The sequence below is a fragment of the Phycisphaerales bacterium AB-hyl4 genome (genome assembly GCA_041821185.1).
Classification (GTDB): domain Bacteria; phylum Planctomycetota; class Phycisphaerae; order Phycisphaerales; family Phycisphaeraceae; genus Natronomicrosphaera; species Natronomicrosphaera hydrolytica.
Genome location: JBGUBD010000011.1, coordinates 82,158 through 100,696, shown reverse-complemented (window position 1 = coordinate 100,696; position 18,539 = coordinate 82,158). Strand labels below are relative to the sequence as shown.

Genomic DNA, 18,539 nt, shown 5'->3' with positions numbered 1-18,539 from the left:
GCATGGAGAGTTCCGATGAGCGGGCAAAAAGCGCATAGCGACAGCCGACCGAACATCCTGATCCTGTGCATGGACCAGTGGGACGCCCGCATGCAGGTGCCCGAGGGTGTGGAACTCCCGGCGATGCGGCGACTCGAAGCGCAGGGCGTGAGTTTCGACCGCCACTACTGCACCGTCCCAATCTGTACGCCCTCGCGTGCCTCGATGTGGACCGGCGTGCATGCCAGGCACACGGGCCTGTGGGACAACACCAACTTCGCGTGGATTCACGAACTGTCAACCGACGTGCCCACCGTCGGGCAGATGCTGCGTGAGCAGGGCTATTACACGGCCTTCAAGGGCAAGTGGCACTGTTCGGAGGTGCCACGCAGCGAAGACGCGCTGGAGCGCTACGGCTTTGCCGACTACCAGCAGTGGGGCGAGATGTTCGGAGCGCCGCTCGAGGGCGAACAGTTGGATGCGGCGGTGGCGTTCCACACGGTCGACTGGCTGGATCACAAAGGGGCGCGACTCGATCAGCCCTGGCTGCTGGTGTGCAGCATGGTGAATCCTCACGATGTCATGTTCCTCCAGACCGAGCCGGGCGAGCCACCGCACCCTCACGGCGCGATGGCCGGCCTGATGACGCCCGCCCAGCGGATGGGGTGGTTCGAGCAGCAGTGGGATGTGAAACTGCCGGCCAACTTTCATGACGATTTCGCACGGCAGCCCGAGGGGGTGCGGCACTACAAGGAACTGACCGAACTGAACTACGGCCGTGTGCCCGGCGAGCGGGAAGACCTCTGGCTTCAGCGCCGCAACTACCTCATCAATGCCATGCGTCTCGTAGACGCGCAGTTCATGAAGGTGCTCGATGCGCTGGATCGCCTGGATCTATGGAAGAACACGGTGGTTCTGTCCACGGGCGATCACGGCGAGATGAACGGGGCCCATCGCATGGCTCAAAAGGGCGCAATCCCTTTCGACGAGGCGGCGATGGTGAACCTGACAGCCTGCGTGCCCGGCGGCCCCCGAGGCCAGCGCACCGCGGCGGTGGGCTCGCACCTGGATCTGGCGCCGACGCTGCTGGAATTCGCCGGCCTCAGCAGACCCGAGATCGACCAGCGCTACCCGCAGTTGAAAGGCCGCAGCCTAAAGCAGGCCATGCTGAATCCGGAACAGCCCGGCCCACGCGGCAGCACCGATGCACCCGGTGACGGCGTGCTCTACTGCTGGGACGGCCTGCATGCGCTTGACAAGGATTGGGCGATCACCGGCGCGCTGCAGGAATTGACCGAGATGGGCGTGTCCGGCCCCCACGGTCCGGAGATGGGACGGGAGGCGAGGATGGCACATGTCGGCAGGCGATACGGCGCGCCGGACTTCAGCAAGCGCACATTCTACCGTGCGGTGGTGGACGGGCAGTACAAGCTGGTGCGGTGGTTCAGCCCGCTGGCGTACGGCAATCCCGCCACGCTGAAAGAACTGTACGCCGCCAGCGACGTGGCGCTGTACGACCTCACGAACGACCCCGGCGAACTGGAGAACGTCGGGCACCCGGACCATCCCGCACACGATCCGGCCCTGGTCGAACGCATGCTCGCCAAGCTGCACGTCCGGGTGCAGCAGGAGATCGGCGAGGACAGCGTGCCGTTCGACCTGAATCTGTTCGGCACGCGCGAGGTGAAATACGCCAAGGCCAAAGGACGGGCCGCATGAGAGGAACACCCAGCCAACGTGATGCCCGATGACGAGCAAGCGTGACGAGCCTGAGGCCAGACGGGGGGACGACCTGTCGCTGGAGGTGCGCCTGCCGGGGACGCACGAACTGCGTGAGGCGGTGGCCAACTATGCGCGGCGGCGTATCCCCAAGGGCAAGACGATTCGTCAGGACGGGCTCGCCGGGCTGAACACGGCCATCTACAACGTCTCCGACGGCATGGCCAATGCCGTGCTGATCGGCGTCAACCCGATCCACGGCCTCTACGCCACCATCGTGGGGCCGCTGCTGGGCGGCATCTTCTCCAGCACGCAAGTGATGGTGATTACCACCACGGCTGCCGCTTCGCTCACGGCCGCGCAGTCCTTGTCGAACCTGCCGCCCGAGTCCCTTCCCGCGGCGTTGTTTGTCATGGTGGTACTGGTTGGCATGTTTCAGATCCTGTTCGGTTTGCTCAAACTCGGCCGGCTGATCCGTTTCGTCTCCTACTCGGTCACCACGGGATTGCTGACCGGTATCGCGGTGTTGCTGATCCTCAGCAAGCTGCCGCTCGCGACGGGAATCGAGGTGGAGGCCACCAACCGGCTCGTTCAGACGTTCGAACTGGTAGTGAATGTCGGCCAGTTGAACGTTGGGGCCTTTGCGGTGGCGGCCACAACGCTGACCCTGGCTGTGCTGTTGCCTCGTACGAAGCTGGGAAACGTCGGGCGCCTGGTGGCGATCGTGGTTCCCTCGGTGCTCGCGGTGCTGCTGGGCATGCGCGTCGAGGCCGTCGGCGACATGCCCCGCGGTATTCCCATGCCTTCCATTCCGTCGTTCACGATGGCGTTCGACGTGTTCTTCGGGGCGCTGGCGGTCGCCCTAGTCATCCTCGTGCAGGGCGCGGGCGTCAGCCAGAGCGTCACCAACCCTGACGACTCGCGCAGCCGAATCTCACGGGACTTCATGGCTCAAGGCGCCGCCAACGTCGCGTCGGGGTTCTTCCGCGGGCTGCCCGTGGGCGGGTCGGTGAGCGCAACAGCACTAAGCGTCACGTCCGGGGCCGTCACTCGTTGGTCAGCTATTTTTGCGGGTTTGTGGATGGCGGTGATCGTGCTGCTGTTCAGCGGCCTGGTGGCTTACGTGGCGATGCCAGCGCTAGGGGCACTGCTCATTCTCGTTGGCATTCAGGCCATCAAGCCCGCGGACATCCGCTCGGTGTGGCGTGCCGGATGGCGCGCACGCGCTGCGGGACTGACCACCTTTCTGGCCATGCTCATCCTCCCAATCCAGTACGCCGTGGGCCTCGGCGTCGTGCTTTCCATGCTGCTTCATGTCATCGAAGAATCCAGCGACATTTCACTGGTCGAACTGACCCGGCGGCCCGACGGTCGCATCGAAGAACGCACCGCACCCAAGCAGGTGCCCGGCGGGCAGGCGACCGTGCTCGATGTCTATGGCCATCTTTTTTTCGCCGGTGCCCGAACGCTGGAACGCCTGCTGCCCCCGCCGGCGGACGATGCGGAGTACCCGGTGGTGATCCTGCGCATGCGTGGCCGCACGCACCTTGGCGCCACCGTCATCAGCATCCTGTCCAGCTATGCCGGGAAGTTGCAAAAGGCCAAAGGCCGGCTGTACCTGACCGGCCTCAGTGAAACCGCCCATCGCCAGGCGACAAGCGAGGGCAAGCTTGATCTGTCCGGGCCGGTCAGAGCTTACGAGGTCACGCCCATTGTGGGCGAATCGACGCAGGAGGCGTACACGGACGCACAGGCTTGGCTGGTCGAGCAGAAGCAAGCAGAGCCAACATGATCATCCACGGCTTGGATCGGCTTTGTCCCTCAGCGTTTTCATCGCCCCGCCCCAGGCGATGACCTGATCGAGCATGTCGTTGAGTGCCGGCTCGTGGTAAGAAGCCGGCTTGAACACGCTGAAGTTCTCAAAATCGGTAAACAGCGACAGCGCCACCTGCGAGCGCACATCGGCGATCTGCAGTTCGGCCATCACCCGCCGCAGGCTTTCGACGGCCCGCGTGCCGCCGGCACTGCCGTAGCCCACGAAACCGGCCGCTTTGTTGTTCCACTCGGCATACAGGAAATCGATCGCGTTCTTGAGCGCCCCCGAAATGCCGTGGTTGTACTCCGGCGTCACGAACACAAAGGCATCGAACGAGGCAATCTTCGCTGCCCAGACCTTCGTGTGCTCCTGGGCGTACTGCCCTTGCGAAGGCGGCACCGGCTCATCCAGCAGCGGCAGGTTGTAATCGCGGATGTCCACCAACTCGAACGCCGCGTCGCTGCGCTGCTGCGCAAGCTTGTAGACCCACTGGGCCACGTCTTCTCCCACCCGCTGCGGGCGGGTGCTTCCAATGATGATGGCGATCGTGAGCACGGCTTGTGGCCCTCCTGGTAGCAGTTGAATGACTGGTACGATAGCCGGCTTTACCGGTAGACGAGGCCGCCGTCGATCAGCGGCGCCGGCCCGGTCATGTCATCCGAGCCGCATCAGATGCAGACGCGTACAGACCGTCCGCCCGCTGGAGGGCGTTCTCGTTACACACGCATGCCTGCCAACGATAGTCGTCACGAGGTCAGTGGTCGATATGCAAAATCGTGTCACGGGGAAAATGTGGCAGGCATGGCCCCTTGCGTAGGCACCTGTCTGCTCTGATTACGCGTGGCGTGCTAAGCTCTGACGGTGAGCACCTCATCCCGCGAACATGCGGAGGCAGCATGCCGGACCATCCCAGACACGAGACCAAGCACGAGCATCAGCCGGATGAACCCGTGGAGCGGGCAGCGACCGATCATGCGCAACACGGAGCCAGCGCCGGTGAACACGCAGGGACTCACGCTCACGGCCACCATGGCGGGCACGACAAGCACGCCGGCCACAGTGTCGCCATGTTCCGCAACAAATTCTGGGTCTGCCTGGTGCTGACCATACCGGCTCTGATCTGGGAGCCGATGCTCCAGCAGTGGTTCGGCTATACGGCTCCCGAGTTCCCGGGATCGCGCTGGATTCCGGCTTTCTTCGGCACGCTCGTCTTTCTCTACGGCGGGTGGGTGTTCCTCCAAGGCGCGTACCGCGAACTGGTCGACTGGCTGCCGGGGATGATGACGCTGATTGCGCTGGCGATCTGCGTCGCCTTTCTCTACAGCGCGGCGGTGACGCTGGGCTACGAAGGGCACGCCCTGTGGTGGGAGTTGGCGACACTGGTGACGATCATGCTGCTGGGCCACTGGATCGAGATGCGATCGATCTTTCAAGCGCAGGGGGCACTGAAAGAACTAGCGAAGCTGTTGCCGGACATGGCCGTTCGCATTGCGGGCGACGATCAGACCGAGGAAGTCTCTGTCGATCAACTCAACGATGGCGACCTGATTCTTATCCGCCCCGGCGCGAGCATTCCCGCCGACGGCGAAGTGAAGCAGGGCAAAAGCAGCGTTAACGAAGCAATGATCACCGGCGAGTCCAACCCGGTTATCAAACGTGAGGGTGACAAGGTCATCGCCGGCACGGTCAACGGCGAAGGCTCGCTGCGTGTGGAAGTCACCGGCACGGGCGACAAGACGGCGCTGGCAGGCATCATGCGTCTCGTCGAGCAGGCGCAAAGCTCACGATCTCGCGCGCAGGCTCTGGCCGACCGGGCGGCGTTCTACCTGACGTTCGTCGCCATCGCCGCCGGCGTGGCGACGTTCATTGCATGGTTGGCGTTCGGGGCGACGCTCCATTTTACCATCACCCGCGTCGTCACAGTGCTGGTGATTGCCTGTCCGCACGCCCTGGGTCTGGCTGTGCCACTGGTCATTGCCATCTCGACCACGATCGGAGCCCGCAACGGGCTGCTGGTGCGCGACCGTCGTGGCCTGGAAGAAGCACGGACGCTCGATGCGGTGGTCTTCGACAAGACCGGCACGCTCACGCTCGGCGAGCACCGGGTGATCGACACCGTCGCCGCGGAGGGTGTGGAGGCCGACGAGGCGCTGCAACTGGCCGCGGCGGTCCAGCGGGACTCGGAGCATGCCATCGCCCGCGCCCTGCTGGCCAGCGCCGAGGAACGCGGTCTGACGGTGCCCAGAACGCAGAACTTCCAGGCCATCCCGGGCCATGGGGTGCAGGCGACGGTTGATCATCGTGAGATGAGAGTCGGCGGTCCGGCGTTGCTGCGTAAGTTCGAGATTGAGCCGGACGCGGCGCTGCGTGAGGCGGCGGAGCGATTCGGCGAAAGCGGACAGACCGCGACCTACCTCGTCGAAGGCAGGCGGGCCTTGGCGGTGTTCGCCCTGGCCGATGCGATCCGCGAGGAATCGTATGAAGCGGTGAAGCGGCTGCACGACGAGGGGATCGAGGTAGTGATGCTCACCGGCGACTCGGAGGCGGTGGCCCATGCGGTGGCGAAAAAGCTTGGCATCGACACCGTCTTCGCGCAGGTGCTGCCGGAGCAGAAGGCGGAGAAGATCAAGGAACTACAAAGCCAAGGCAAGCGGGTGGCGATGGTGGGTGATGGCGTGAACGACGCGCCGGCGCTGGTGACCGCCGACGTCGGCATCGCCATTGGCGCGGGCACGGATGTGGCGGTGGAAGCGGGCGACGTGGTGCTGGTGCGGAGTGATCCGCGGGACGTGCCGCGCATCGTGGCGCTGAGCCGGGCGAGTTACCGCAAGATGGTGCAGAACCTCTGGTGGGCGGCGGGGTACAACATCGTGGCCATTCCGCTGGCGGCCGGCGTGCTGGCATGGGCGGGCATTCTGCTCGCCCCGGCGGTAGGCGCGATCCTCATGTCAGCCAGCACGGTGATCGTGGCGATCAACGCCCAGTTGCTCCGCCGGGCGGACCTATAGAGCGGCCAATGGGCGATATGGAGACGGACGCTGCGCAAGCTGGACTGCGCAGCGTCCGTCGCGTCGCGATTGAGCAGGGAGTCCGCTCGTTGTGACGCAGTTAGTTATGGGCCTCATGACCATGCCCGTAATCCTGATCCTCGGTTACCGCTTCGTGAAGATGCTTCACAAAGTGGACGTATTGGACATACTCATCCACGTACTCCCGTCCGGCCTCCACGCTTTCATCCTTATTCGCTTTCGCTGCGATGGCGGCCGCGAAGTGTTCACGAATACTGGCCTCGACCGCCTCAGCGATGTGCCTGGCCAGCTCATCTACATCGCCTTGCTCCAAAGCGTCATCCGCCTTGGCAATCGCAGGCGACACTTCAGCCCCACTGGGCAGCAGGCCGGTGAAGGGCGCCCCTTCGTAAGCCCGATGCAGGCGCACGAGTGTTTCAAAGAAGTAGCGGTCCGCCAGTTGCCGTGCCTCCGGCCCCTGCTCGCGAACCACCAGCGCCTGGTCAAACGCCTCGCGGACTTCCTGCTCATCTGCTTCGGGAATCCACTTGAGCACGGGCGTGACATCACCTGCCTCAAGCGCGACCCGAGCATCCGCCACCACCGGCCCGTCAAGGCCGTCGCAGTGTGCCCATATTGTCGTGTTCACCAGCAGAATCACGGCCAACGCCGTCACCAATGTTGCCGCTCCAGTCCAGATTTTGTGCTGCCTGCTCACTGCTACATCCTTTCACGGGGGAGTTCCTCGATGAGACCGGGTCCACCACCGACCTCGCATCTTTCCATACGCTGCGCGATTGCCGAAGGGTTTCCGGGATCCGTCAATCGAGCAGGTTATTCTCTTGAACAAGCGTTGGTTGTTCCAGTCGTGAAAAAGTCTCCCGCCGTCAGCGATCACCGTTCGCTGCTTGGGGGCCGCTTGGGGGAAGATTCATCCACCGCAGTTGCCAGTCAGCCACCGTTAAGGAAGAACTTCCTTCAACAGATCATCAAGGTCGAGCGGTTTGGTGAACATGTCTACGGAGCCGTCCGGTTTCCGGGGCCATTGGCCTTCCGGTCGATCGCGGTAGAGTTCCACGCCATTGCCGTCCGGGTCGTCCAGGTACAAGGCTTCGGAAACGCCATGATCTGATGCCCCGGTCAAAGGCCAGTCTGCTTCCAACAACCTCTGGTAGATAAGAGCGAGATCCTTCCGCGTGGGATACAGGATGGCGACATGAAACAAGCCGGGGGCGTGTCGCGGTCCGGGCGGGGCATCTTTGCTCAGCCATGTGTTGAGGCCGATGTGGTGGTGGTAACCGCCGGCGGCAATGAAAGCGGCGTCGCTGCCGTATGTCGTGGTTAGCTCAAAGCCGAGCAGGCCGCAGTAGAAGTCGAGCGAACGCTTCAGATCTGCCACCTTCAGGTGAACGTGTCCGATACGAGCGGCTGCGGGGATGTGGTAGTTGGTTGGCATGGCGCAAGCACCGAATTATGGTTGCGGGTTCGGCTTTTCGTAAAGATTCAGGTAATACTCCAAGACGTGCAAATCCTCGATCTCGCGGGTTCGGGAGAAGACGAAACCCAACTGCTGGTAATGGGCAGTGACCGTCTCTTCCACGTCGGCGGGCGCATGCATCGCGAGCTTCAGCAGGCCCACGTCCCGCGCGTGCTCGGCCGCCGCCCGGATGAGGGCCTTGGCCACCTCAAGATCCGTCTGCCACTGCGGGTCTACCCGGAGCCAGTGGAGATGGCCGACGTCCGCCTTGGCCTCAATGACCGCGAGCGCGCCGATGATGCGTCCATCGGCTTCAGCCACCAGAAAGCGTTCACGGTCCGAACCTATCGACTGTCGAATCCGGTCGGCTCGAGCGGCTTCGTAGGCGACGTGGCCCGGCAGCAGCCCCTCTCGAATCAGACGATCGACCTGAGGCTGGTCGGCGGGCGTGGACGGGCGGACGGTGAATGGATGATTACTCGGCTCGCTGTGCATTGGACTTTTGCTATCTCTCTGGCTGGGGGTCGTCGGTTTTGTGCTGAGGAAACGTCGGCGCACGCTTGGGGTCCGGCGGCGGGCCCGGGGCGGGACGCTCCACCTCCAGAGCCTGTCGATCCCACCCGGCCGCTTCCGCGGCCGCCTCGTAGGTGCTCTGGAGGAAGTTCAGGAGCATCGCTTCCGGCTGCTCAGCCTGTCGCACATCGTCGTAGAGCAGGACGAACTCGCGCATCTGCGGGTGATAAAACGCCTGTTTGGGCTGAACGGGATAATCCTTGAACCCCTCCGGCTCGGGGTAGGTGTAGGCGTAGAAGGCCGGGGCTTTGATTGCACCGTTGCCGGGCCAGAAGCCGCAACTACTGCACTCGTGTGAGTAGGCCTCGCGCACGACCCAGTCAGCCAGGTTGGGCACGCCGCCGGGATGCGGCGGTGCGCGATGGCCGGAGAAGCGGGTCACGGCCATGTCGAAACTGCCCCAGAAAAAGTGCACTGGGCTGCACTTGCCGATGAACCGCGAACGGAACTGCTGGAGCACGCGGTCTACCTGCACGAGCACGCGCCAGAACCGCTGGGCCTGCTCCGGCTCGTAGCTGCGATGCTGATGGTCCTGGTCACACGGAATGATCGGGTCTTCGATCTCGACCGGCCGTGGCCATACTTTCACCGTCAGACCGAGCTTGTGCAGCGCCGCCATGATCTCGTGGTAGAAATCCGCCACCGTGCACGAGCGCAGTGCAAGTTCCCGACTCTGTCCGTCGTCGGTCTGAATCCGCAGCAGGTGGTCAAGGAAGTCGAAGTCGATCTGGAAGAGTCGCCGACCGTGGGGCATCGGCGAGGTGGTCAGCCCGCGCGTGGTGACATACAGCGGAACCTGCCACCAGTGGTTCACCATGGGAGCCTGCGCGAGGCGGATCTTGCCCACAATCTGTGTCCATAGGTGGAGCGTGGTGTACGTGTCCGACCACGCCTCCAGGGGCAGCGCTGGCCAATCCTCCGCAAACGTGTCGCTGTCTCGGATGGAATCACTCATGTCTTCATACCTTCCGTGGATGCGCCCTGAATCTCCACTATTTTAGGACTGCACCGCTCATTCCAAGGGCAGGAACAGCGACCGGCGGCGGTGGGGCTTGGTGTGGCGGGTGCGATGACCTTTGCCGGTGACGTCCTCGACCAGCAGGATGTCGCCGCCGGCGAAGCGGCGCTTCTCGCCGGTGCTGACCTCGATCTCGATTTCGCCGTCCAGCAGCACGATGTATTGCCGGCGTGGCGCGGTGTGCCAGTCATAGTCGTAGCCGGGATCGTTCTCGCGAAAGATCACCGATCTGAGCGGCTGCGGCTGGCTGAGCCGGCCGATCGGTCCTGCATCTTCCAAGGCAACGTGGATGTCTTCGAAGTGCGACTGCCCCTGGGCGTCACCGTAGATACGGGTGACTTTCATCATCCGTCTCCTTCCAGGAGTGCGGCCATCATGCCCTGCACATGTTCACTCTCATCCTGCGAGACCGTGTGCGGCCGGCCGGCGTAGCGCCGAGTCGTGACATCGGCGCCGAGCGTGCGGTATGTCTCGGCCGCCTCCTCGACACGCGACCAGGGCACGTGCGGATCGGGATCGCCGCTGGCCAGGAACGTCGGCGTGCCGTTGAACGAGCCGTGGTATGCGGCGGGATCGATCTGTTCGCCGATCAGCCCGCCGGTGAGGATGGCGATGCCGCCGTAGCGGGCGGCGTGTCGGGCTGCGAATTCGGCAGCCAGGCATGCGCCCTGCGAGAATCCCAGCAGCATGATCCGCTTGCGCGGCAGGCCTCCCGCTTCGATCTGCGCCACGACGTCTGCCACCGCCTGCAGGGCGGAGCTCACGTTCGGCTCGTTCCGCTGCCAAGGCACGAGGAAGCTGTGTGGGTACCAGGTGTTGCCGGCGGCTTGCGGAGCGAGGTAGGCAAAGCGGGGCTGGTCGAACATGCGGGCCAATTCGAGGATCGATTCCGCGGTGCCGCCGCGTCCGTGGAGCATCACCATCGCGGCTGCGGCCTGCTCCAGCGGGACGCCAGTGTGGCGGATCGGTTGGCCCTGATGGAGGCCGATGGGCGGATGCGTGAAATCGCTCATGATGAGACCTCCTGCGTCAGCGGGGGCAGCGACTGCATGAGTTCCGTTCGTCGCGACTCCAGCCACGGGGGAAGCTTCAGCCGCTGGCCCAGTTCCGCCTCGGGCTCGTCGGTGGCGAAGCCGGGCACATCGGTGGCGATCTCGAAGATTACGCCGCCCGGCTCGCGGAAATAAATCGAGCGGAAGTACTGGCGATCCTTGACCTCGGTGACCGCGTAGCCGCCTTCAGCCAGGCGGCGCTGCATCGCCACATGGGCCTCGTCATCGGGCACGCGGAAGGCGACATGATGCACCGAGCCCGCGCCGAGTTGGGCCCGTGGTCGAGCCGACGCTTTCACCTCCACCCGCTGCCCGCCGCCAGCGTCCAGCCAGCGACGGTCGCCGCGCCCACCGACTTGCTGCAAGCCGAACATCTCCTGCAAAAAGGCGACAGTGGCATCGACATCCGGCACATCCAGACGCACGCTCTCAATGCTGCGGATGGCGAGGTCGGCCGAGACCTGGCCACCAGTCCATGGCTCTACGTGGCTGGGGCCAGCCGACTCAGTCAGCGCCAATCGCGTGCCGTGCGGGTCGCGCACCTCCAGCAAGTGCTGATCGCCTTCGTCCGTTTGCTCCAGCGCAAGGCCTTCGCGCTCGAGCCGTTGACGCCAATCGGCAAGCGCGCCCGCTGGCACGGCAAAGGTGGTGCGGGCGACTTCGCCGCTGCCTGCTCGCCCGGCGCGGGCCAGCGGGTGCGGGAAGAATGTCATGAGCGTGCCCGGCGAACCGTGCTCGTCACCGAAGTACAGGTGCCAGGTGGTAGGGTCGTCGAAGTTGACCGTCCGCTTGACCAGCCGCAGGCCGAGCACGCGGGTGTAGAAGTCGAGGTTGGTGACTGGCTCGCCGCCGATCGCCGTCACGTGATGGATGCCATGGATGGTTTCGGACATTGCGTGTCCCTTCGTCGTTGAGGGGGGCGGGTATGCCCCCCTCCGTAAGGTCATGTCAAAAGAATCTTCAGCCCGATTTCATGCAGATGACTGAACGATAGACGCGCCTGTGCGACGCTCCGATCGCTGCGGGATCAGCTTGGCGACCGTCAGCCGGCCGGGGCCGGTCAGTGCCAGCGCGACGAGAACGACGCCGAGCGTGAGGGCGTACTCCATGCCGCCGGCCGCTGCGTTGAAGGCGCTGTTGTGGACGGTAACGATGGCCACGAGCATCGTGAAGGCCATCGGCACTGCGGCGATGCGGGTGCCCACGCCCAGCAGCAGGACGATCCCGCCGAAGAACTCCGCCGAGCCGGCGAGGAGCGTGCTGAGCATGGGCAGCGGGATGCCGATGCTCTCCATGAATCCGGCCGTACCCGAGAGGCCGCCGCCACCAAACCAGCCGAAGAGTTTCTGGCTGCCGTGGAAGACGAAGACCACAGCCAGGACGCCGCGGATCAGCAGGAGGGCAATGTCGTTGAGGCGATTCTGAAGGTCGGGATGCATGGGAGACTCCTTATAAGTTGTTCAAACAACTATCCGTGCCGACAAAAAGCGTGGGAACGTCCCACGCATATTTTCATTCGTTCGCGGCCCTACGTGCCGCTTCCAGCAGCATCGACAGTTGGCCCAGATCCTGCTTGCTCATGTGGCCGAGTTGCCGCTGATGCAGGTCTGTGACCGGCTGTTCCAGTTTCTTGGCCAACCGGTCACCCTTGGCCGTGATGGCCAACTGCACCACGCGCCGATCCGCTTCGGTGCGCACCCGGCTGACCAGTCCCATCTCCACCAGCTTGTCCACCAGGCGGGTGATATCGGGTACCCGAGTCACCAGCCGCTGTCGCACCTCCAGCGCGGGCAGCCCCTTGCCGGTGCCCGCCTTCTCCCCAGCCAGGATGCGGAGGATGTTGTAGTGCGTCCCGCACAGCCCGTGCTGGCGGAGCAGCCGCTCGATCCCCTCGGAGAACTGGGCGAAAGTCCGCCAGAGGTTCAGGTACGCCTCTTCCTCGGGCGAGGCGAAAGGGTGCCGCTTCTTGATGTCGCGGGCCAGGGATGAACGTGCCATGGTCATGATTCCTTGATCACCGGGGATATTATACGCCGAACAATAATTGTGTCAACAATCATATGGCGGGAGCGTCGAAACATTGACGCGGGCCACACCGCCCCGGCCCAAAGCGTCGTTCCTGGCGCGAAACCCCACGACTCGGCGAACGAATTCGCGGCCGGCGACTGGAACGGCGTCTTCGCGATCTGCTCGCCACTGATCCGGCGGAAGTGCTCGTCGAATGCCTCGGTGGACTTGCTGTCGCGATTCCGGATCAGGAAGCGCAGGTCCAGCTCCTCGTCTTCGGTCTACATCGTCACGTTCCGCGCCTGCTGCTGCATCCAGTTGGCCGTCGGATGGTACGTGCTCGGCAGCACCCCCTCGTCCACCAGCATCCCGTGATCGTTAAACCGCCGCAGCCGCACCGGCCCGACTTCGTGTGTCAGGCGGGCTGACGAGCCCCGCGGCGGCTGCTATCGTTCCCTGGCAGTGTTGCGGTAGTGCCGAAGGCTGGGAGCGGAACGATGGCTGGCGAAGCGATGTTGTCCAAACGTGCGTTGACGATCACGCGCGGCGTGTGGTGGGCGCTGCTGGTGGTGCAGCTGTTTTTCGGTATGGGGGCGGTGTTGGTTGTAGGCTATCGTCCGGGGCTGGAGGCCGTGATCGATCCTCCATGGCCGCTGTACGCGGTAGCGGCAGTGGCGCTTGTCGTGCTGGCGGTGGCGGGGTACATGATCCGTCGTCGTTTGTACCAACGGAGGCGGCGCGACGATGGCGCGGTGCAGCCGGACGCCTATCTGACGGGCAATCTGGTGCTGCTGATTTCGATGGGGGTGATGGGCGTCGCGGGCATGGGGGTGGCGCTCGCCGCGATGTCGATGTTTCCGGCGGTCTACATTACCCTTGCCGCATTGAGCGTGCAGGTGGTCAACATGCCTACCGGCGACCCGCTCGAGCCGGGCCGATACGCGGACGACCAGACACCGAAGTCCGCGTGAACAGCCGCCCGAATACAAGCCCGCATGAACACCCCAGCGACCGCGCCCCCGACCCCCGGCGTCTCACCACCGCAAGCAAGGAGCCGTGGCATCATCCAGTCGCAGAGCCCACACGCCACCGACTTGCTGCGCACGCTCGCGATCAGCCAGTCAGGCGGGTGCAGCTTGTTCGCACGACACTACCGCCCGTTCTGCCCCGGGATCTCGAACAGCGACGAGACGTCCATTCCAAGAATGTACTGCATGAACACGATCAGCAGCATCCACAAGACAAGGTTGAACACGCCCAGATAGAGGCCCAGGTGGGCCCCGGCGTGTTGGTCCTGGCCATGCCGAAGCGCGCAACGTCCGCTCCATGCGGCGGCGGCGCTGCTCGGCAGGCCCAGCCAGAACGGATCGCCCATGCAGATCAGGATGATGCCCGCGAGGGCCAGGCCGAGCGACAGCCAGCCGACGCCATACGCATAGGGGGAGGAGAGGGACGTGGGCGTATCGTTTTGTTCGTTGGTCATGGTTGAAACTCTCTGCAATCGTCTCGAGGGAAGAGGGGGAATCAGCTGCCGAATCGACCGGCGGGGCGATCGACACCTTGGGCGCGCCATGGACGTGCCCGGCGACGATGGAACGTCGAGCCGGCGTGGTGGATGCGGGTGTGGATGGAGCGAAGGAGAGCCAGCCGTCGCCAGCACCGCGACACCGGCAGTGCCACAGCGACAACGGGCCACGATCGTGGCCGGGTGCCCGCAGGGCCAAGGCCGCTCGGCGGATCAGGGGACGGCGAGGGCCTTTACAGAGGGGGCGGATCGCGACCGGCGGTGGACATGCCGCGGCGGAGGTACACGGCCACGCGGTGCACGGACCTGAACCGTGGGCCCGGGGCCAGGGCGTGTTCATCGCCCCGTGCCAGCGCGACAGCGGCTGACAGGTCGTGTCGATCCTCAGTCGAATCGGTGTCAGTGCCTGATACGCTCAGCAAACTGGCGACGCGGCCTTGTTCCGGATACGGCTTCGACGACGGCGGCGATGCGCCGCTGCCACCCGCCGCGGTGGCCACCGGCAGGCCCACACTCGCCGGGGCAGCAACCCCGGTTCCTCCGCTCCCCCCGGACGGCCCGAACCGCGACCGGTTTGCGGTGGAGTGGAACGGACGCGGTGCGAGAGCCTGGACGTTTTGCACCGCCGCCACGTAAGCGTGTTGACTGGAGCCCGGCGACAGCTGAGCCGCCGTGGCCTGTTGAAGCAGCGCAGCAGCGCACCAGACAAGAGTCAAGAAGGTCATCGGAGCCTTGTTAAGGCAAAGATCCGCCACAGCACCGCGCCACGTGCCGAAGCATGTGTAGGAGCAGTGGAACCGTGGATCGTTGCCGTCTGTTTTCAATACCGTGACGCCTTGCAGTCTTTCGGTGGTTGCCTGTTGTAGAACGTGATTCCCAGGCCGTTGGTTCGGGCGCTACCCCGTATTATCACTGTGGCCGGTTTTTTCCGAACAAACGCCCGCATCCACGGCCGGTTTCGTCGCGGAAGCTTTCACTTCCAGCACGCGACGAGCGACATGCAGCAGGTTCGGCTCCGCCAGCACCAGCAGTGCGTCGTGCGGCTCGATGCGCGTCTGGCCGCGTGGGACGACGAAGCGCTCGCCACGGTGAATCAGCAGGATCAGCACGTCCGAGGGCAGTTCAAGGTCTTCAATGCATTTGCCGACGACTGCCGCGTCGGGTTGAATCTCGAACTCCCGTGTCTCACCGTGCATGTTCTCCGTCCGCTCGAACTCCAGCGGATAGCGCGGGCGTGAGGCCAGCGGCTCGTCCACCCCCAACCAGCGGGCCAGGGGCATCAGTGTCTTGCCCTGCAGGAGGACCGAGGTCAGCACGACGAAGAACACGATGTTGAAGATCAGCTCCGACTGCGGGTAGCCAGCCAGCAGCGGGAAGGTCGCCAGCACGATCGGCACCGCTCCGCGCAGCCCGGTCCAGGCGACCAGCGTTCGCTCGCGCAGGTCGAACTGGCTGCGCCACAGGCCGATGTAGACTGCGATCGGCCGGGCGACGAACATCAGGAACACCGAGACCAGCAGCCCTGAGCCGATGACGGTGGGCAGCTGCGACGGGAAGACCAGCAGCCCGAGCACGAGGAACATGCTGATCTGCATCAGCCAGCCCAGCCCGTCGTGGAACCGCATGAGGCTGCGCTTGTGGATGAAATCGTGGTTGCCCAGCACGATGCCGCACAGGTACACCGCCAGGAACCCATTGCCGCCGACCGTCTCGGCCAAGCCGAAGACCATCACGACGATGCTCATGCTCAGCACCGGGTACAGGCCTTCGTAGTCCAGGCGGATGCGGTTGAGCACCAGCGACGCGAGGCTTCCCGTTCCCAGGCCGATCGCCGTGCCAAGCGACATCTGCAGCAGAAAGCTCGGCAGCAGCGCCAGCCAGGAGGCGTCCGGCACGGTCAGCAACTGAATCAGGCCGATTGTCAAAAAGATGGCCATCGGGTCGTTGCTGCCCGACTCCAGTTCCAGCAGCGGACGCAGCTTGCCCTTGAGGCTCACGGCCCGCGAGCGCAGCACCGAGAACACAGCCGCCGCGTCGGTCGAGGACACGATCGCGGCCAGCAGGAGGCTCGCGGTGAACGAGAAGTCCAGCACCAGCCAGACGAACAGGCCCAGCAGCAGCGCCGTGATCAGCACGCCGAGGGTGGACAACGTCAGGCCGCGCCACAGCACCGGGCGGATGTTCTGCCAACTGGTGTCCAGGCCGCCGGAGAAGAGGATGTAGGCCAGCGCGATGGTGCCGACGAAGTTGGCGACCAGGGCGTTGTCAAAGTGAATCCCGCCGATGCCATCGGACCCGGCCAGCATGCCCACGCCCAGGAACAGCAGCAGCGCCGGCACGCCGAACCGTTCCGAAACCTTGCTGGTCAGAATGCTCAGCAGAATCAGAAAACCGGCGATCAGAAGTAGTAGAGGAATATCCGGCATAGCGTTTATCGAATCACTGCGGCCCGGTGAACAATCGCGTGCAGGGCATTTCCGGGGGCACCAGGCATAGGGACGATCGATTCAGACCGTCTCCGCTGGGCAACATCAACCCGAGCGCTGGCACGCGGCAGTACGAGTAGGCTGTGCGCTACCCCGAGAACCGGGGATGTGAGGTTACTGCAGAGGCGGATGCCGCCCGGCCGTACGCATGCCGCGTCGGGCGCATTCGCCACCGACGGGATCCACCAAGGCGGCATCCCGAGCCGGTGTGAAAAACAATGCGTCGAGCCAGGCCGTCGTGATTGCACTGGAAGGCTGCTCGTCGGCCTTGCCGCGCCGCTCACCACCCGCGGCCAGGACGGTCGACAAGCGATCACGAACGCACCATACAGGTTCAGGACCAGGGGACGAGCTCACGCGAATATTGGCGGGCCGGAAGACGCCCGCGATCGATGATCCGGCCTTGCTGGAACGTGGCCAGCTGTAGCGGGGGGACGAGACACGCGCGGCGGCCGTCATGAAAAGCGACGGCGCATCAAAGCGGGCCGGGTCATGCGGGCTTGCATGGGCTGACGCGACCGCCGGCTGCGGCAGCAACACTGCCAGGCACCATGCCACGGCAAGCGCCGCCAGCGGGGCATGACGGGCACAATGCTTCCGGGTCACCCTGCGCCGCCTAGCGCGGGGTGTGTCGATCAAAGAACGATGGAGATCTTTCGTGCCCGTCATCAAAATCGGCTGTTTCTGTCTTGTCCGTCAGGTATCGGCTGCGGGTGAAACCAGTATCAGAGCATCGTCCCAAGGCCAGATGGTACGGCAATGGCAGGCTCTTCGCCACAGATGCAAGGCGAATGGCGAACTTGAAGCTACCGACGACCTTCGCCTCGCCTTCGAGCGTTCAGCAGTTGCTTCGCCAGTTGCCGCATGTCCTCCACCGCGTCGGTTTCGTCCATGATTTCCACCCCCAGCAGCGTTTCCAGCACGTCTTCGAGCGTGACGATGCCCGCCGTGCCGCCGTACTCGTCCACCACGAGGAACAAGTGCGCCCGGCGCTGAAGAAACTCCTCGAGGACGGCCGGCAGTTTCGCCACCTCCGGCACCGCATGCACCGGTTGGGCCAGTTCGCCGAGCGTGGCGTCCGCCCGTCCGTCGCTCCGGGCCTTGAACAGGTCGTGACGGTAGATCAGCCCTTTCACGTCGTCCAGCGACTCGCCGACCACCGGTACACGGGCAAACCGCAGCGGCTCGCCCTCCGTGACCTCCCGCACCGTCTGGTCTGCCCGAAGCGTGTACACCACGGTGCGCGGCGTCATCACCTGCTCGACCGTCGCCTCACGCAGGGCGATGAGGTTGCGCATCACCCGGGCCTCACTCTGGTCGATCGCCCCTTCCTCGTGGGCCAGCCGGGCGAGGCTGCGCACCTCGTCACGGCTGATCAGCGGCACCGCCTGGTTGCGCCCCGACAGCAGCTTGGAAATCCAGTCACACACCAGCACCACCGGCAACAACATCAAGATCATGCCGTGCACGGTCCAGGCGGTGAAGCCGGCGAGCCCCTTGGCGTGCACGGCCCCGAGGGTCTTGGGGATGATCTCGGAGAAGATCAGGATCAGCAGCGTGACCACGAAGCTGACCACGCCCACCCACACCTCGCCCCAGATCAGCGTCGCCTGGGCCCCCACGCCTGCCGCGCCCAGCGTGTGGGCGAAGGTGTTCAGTGTCAGGATCGCCGCCAACGGTCGATCCACGTCGTCCTTCATCTGCTGGAGCCGTTGGCCCGCTCGGCTGCCCTGTTCCACCATCACCGCCACGTGCGAGCGCGGCACGCTCAGCAGCGCCGCTTCCAGCAGCGAACACAAGAACGAGATCGCCAGGGCCACGAACAAGTAAGTCAACAGCAGTGTCATGATTTGAAAATCATAGCTGAGCGGAAGAGGCA

Annotated in this window: 17 protein-coding genes; 4 read left to right on the top strand and 13 right to left on the bottom strand. The window is 64.4% G+C overall.

Translation table 11 applies throughout. The annotated features are described in order from the left end of the window. Positions 1–15: 15 nt before the first annotated feature. Entirely contained in the window at positions 16–1,698 is a 1,683-nt protein-coding gene (locus ACERK3_15810; GenBank protein ID MFA9479753.1) for a sulfatase-like hydrolase/transferase, read from the top strand. Between the two features lie 28 nt (positions 1,699–1,726). After that, positions 1,727–3,490 (top strand): SulP family inorganic anion transporter, encoded by a 1,764-nt coding sequence (locus ACERK3_15805; GenBank protein ID MFA9479752.1) that lies wholly within the window; start codon positions 1,727–1,729, stop codon positions 3,488–3,490. Here the strand turns inward: ACERK3_15805 and ACERK3_15800 are convergent, their stop codons facing one another. Beyond that, positions 3,491–4,069, bottom strand: coding sequence for an NADPH-dependent FMN reductase (locus tag ACERK3_15800; protein ID MFA9479751.1), 579 nt, complete (start codon positions 4,067–4,069; stop codon positions 3,491–3,493). It lies immediately after the preceding gene. Positions 4,070–4,410: 341 nt separating this feature from the next. On the opposite strand from ACERK3_15800, the gene ACERK3_15795 reads away from it, so the two are divergent. Then, positions 4,411–6,522 (top strand): heavy metal translocating P-type ATPase, encoded by a 2,112-nt coding sequence (locus ACERK3_15795; protein MFA9479750.1) that lies wholly within the window; start codon positions 4,411–4,413, stop codon positions 6,520–6,522. Positions 6,523–6,622: 100 nt separating this feature from the next. On the opposite strand, the gene ACERK3_15790 is transcribed toward ACERK3_15795, so the two are convergent. From ACERK3_15790 to ACERK3_15750, 9 genes are all read right to left on the bottom strand, one after another. Next, on the bottom strand, positions 6,623–7,240 hold the full coding sequence (locus tag ACERK3_15790) for a DUF6448 family protein (protein ID MFA9479749.1): 618 nt from the start codon (positions 7,238–7,240) through the stop codon (positions 6,623–6,625). Between the two features lie 243 nt (positions 7,241–7,483). Then, positions 7,484–7,978 (bottom strand): VOC family protein, encoded by a 495-nt coding sequence (locus ACERK3_15785; protein ID MFA9479748.1) that lies wholly within the window; start codon positions 7,976–7,978, stop codon positions 7,484–7,486. A 15-nt stretch (positions 7,979–7,993) separates the two neighbouring features. Further along, on the bottom strand, positions 7,994–8,494 hold the full coding sequence (locus tag ACERK3_15780) for a GNAT family N-acetyltransferase (GenBank protein ID MFA9479747.1): 501 nt from the start codon (positions 8,492–8,494) through the stop codon (positions 7,994–7,996). Between the two features lie 10 nt (positions 8,495–8,504). Further along, positions 8,505–9,527 carry a DUF5996 family protein gene (locus tag ACERK3_15775; GenBank protein MFA9479746.1) on the bottom strand — a complete coding sequence of 341 codons (1,023 nt, stop codon included), beginning with the start codon at positions 9,525–9,527 and terminating at the stop codon, positions 8,505–8,507. Between the two features lie 57 nt (positions 9,528–9,584). After that, positions 9,585–9,938 carry a hypothetical protein gene (locus tag ACERK3_15770; protein MFA9479745.1) on the bottom strand — a complete coding sequence of 118 codons (354 nt, stop codon included), beginning with the start codon at positions 9,936–9,938 and terminating at the stop codon, positions 9,585–9,587. Beyond that, positions 9,935–10,603 carry an alpha/beta hydrolase gene (locus tag ACERK3_15765; protein MFA9479744.1) on the bottom strand — a complete coding sequence of 223 codons (669 nt, stop codon included), beginning with the start codon at positions 10,601–10,603 and terminating at the stop codon, positions 9,935–9,937. Before ACERK3_15765 ends, ACERK3_15770 begins: the two co-directional genes overlap by 4 nt. Continuing rightward, positions 10,600–11,535, bottom strand: a complete 936-nt coding sequence (locus tag ACERK3_15760) for a ring-cleaving dioxygenase (GenBank protein MFA9479743.1) — start codon at positions 11,533–11,535, stop codon at positions 10,600–10,602. Before ACERK3_15760 ends, ACERK3_15765 begins: the two co-directional genes overlap by 4 nt. 78 nt (positions 11,536–11,613) lie before the next feature. Continuing rightward, complete coding sequence (locus tag ACERK3_15755) at positions 11,614–12,081, bottom strand: DoxX family protein (protein MFA9479742.1); 468 nt, start codon at positions 12,079–12,081, stop codon at positions 11,614–11,616. Between the two features lie 73 nt (positions 12,082–12,154). Continuing rightward, a complete protein-coding gene (locus tag ACERK3_15750; GenBank protein MFA9479741.1) occupies positions 12,155–12,640 on the bottom strand; it encodes a MarR family winged helix-turn-helix transcriptional regulator in 486 nt (161 codons plus the stop codon). Between the two features lie 506 nt (positions 12,641–13,146). Here ACERK3_15750 and ACERK3_15745 point away from each other — a divergent pair. After that, the gene (locus ACERK3_15745; GenBank protein MFA9479740.1) at positions 13,147–13,620 is read left to right on the top strand and encodes a hypothetical protein; all 474 of its coding nucleotides are present in this window, start codon (positions 13,147–13,149) and stop codon (positions 13,618–13,620) included. Between the two features lie 179 nt (positions 13,621–13,799). On the opposite strand, the gene ACERK3_15740 is transcribed toward ACERK3_15745, so the two are convergent. The 3 genes from ACERK3_15740 to ACERK3_15730 form a co-directional block, all read right to left on the bottom strand. After that, a complete protein-coding gene (locus tag ACERK3_15740) occupies positions 13,800–14,132 on the bottom strand; it encodes a hypothetical protein (protein ID MFA9479739.1) in 333 nt (110 codons plus the stop codon). Between the two features lie 938 nt (positions 14,133–15,070). Continuing rightward, on the bottom strand, positions 15,071–16,600 hold the full coding sequence (locus ACERK3_15735) for a potassium/proton antiporter (GenBank protein ID MFA9479738.1): 1,530 nt from the start codon (positions 16,598–16,600) through the stop codon (positions 15,071–15,073). A gap of 866 nt (positions 16,601–17,466) precedes the next feature. After that, entirely contained in the window at positions 17,467–18,507 is a 1,041-nt protein-coding gene (locus tag ACERK3_15730; GenBank protein ID MFA9479737.1) for a hemolysin family protein, read from the bottom strand. Positions 18,508–18,539 lie beyond the last annotated feature (32 nt).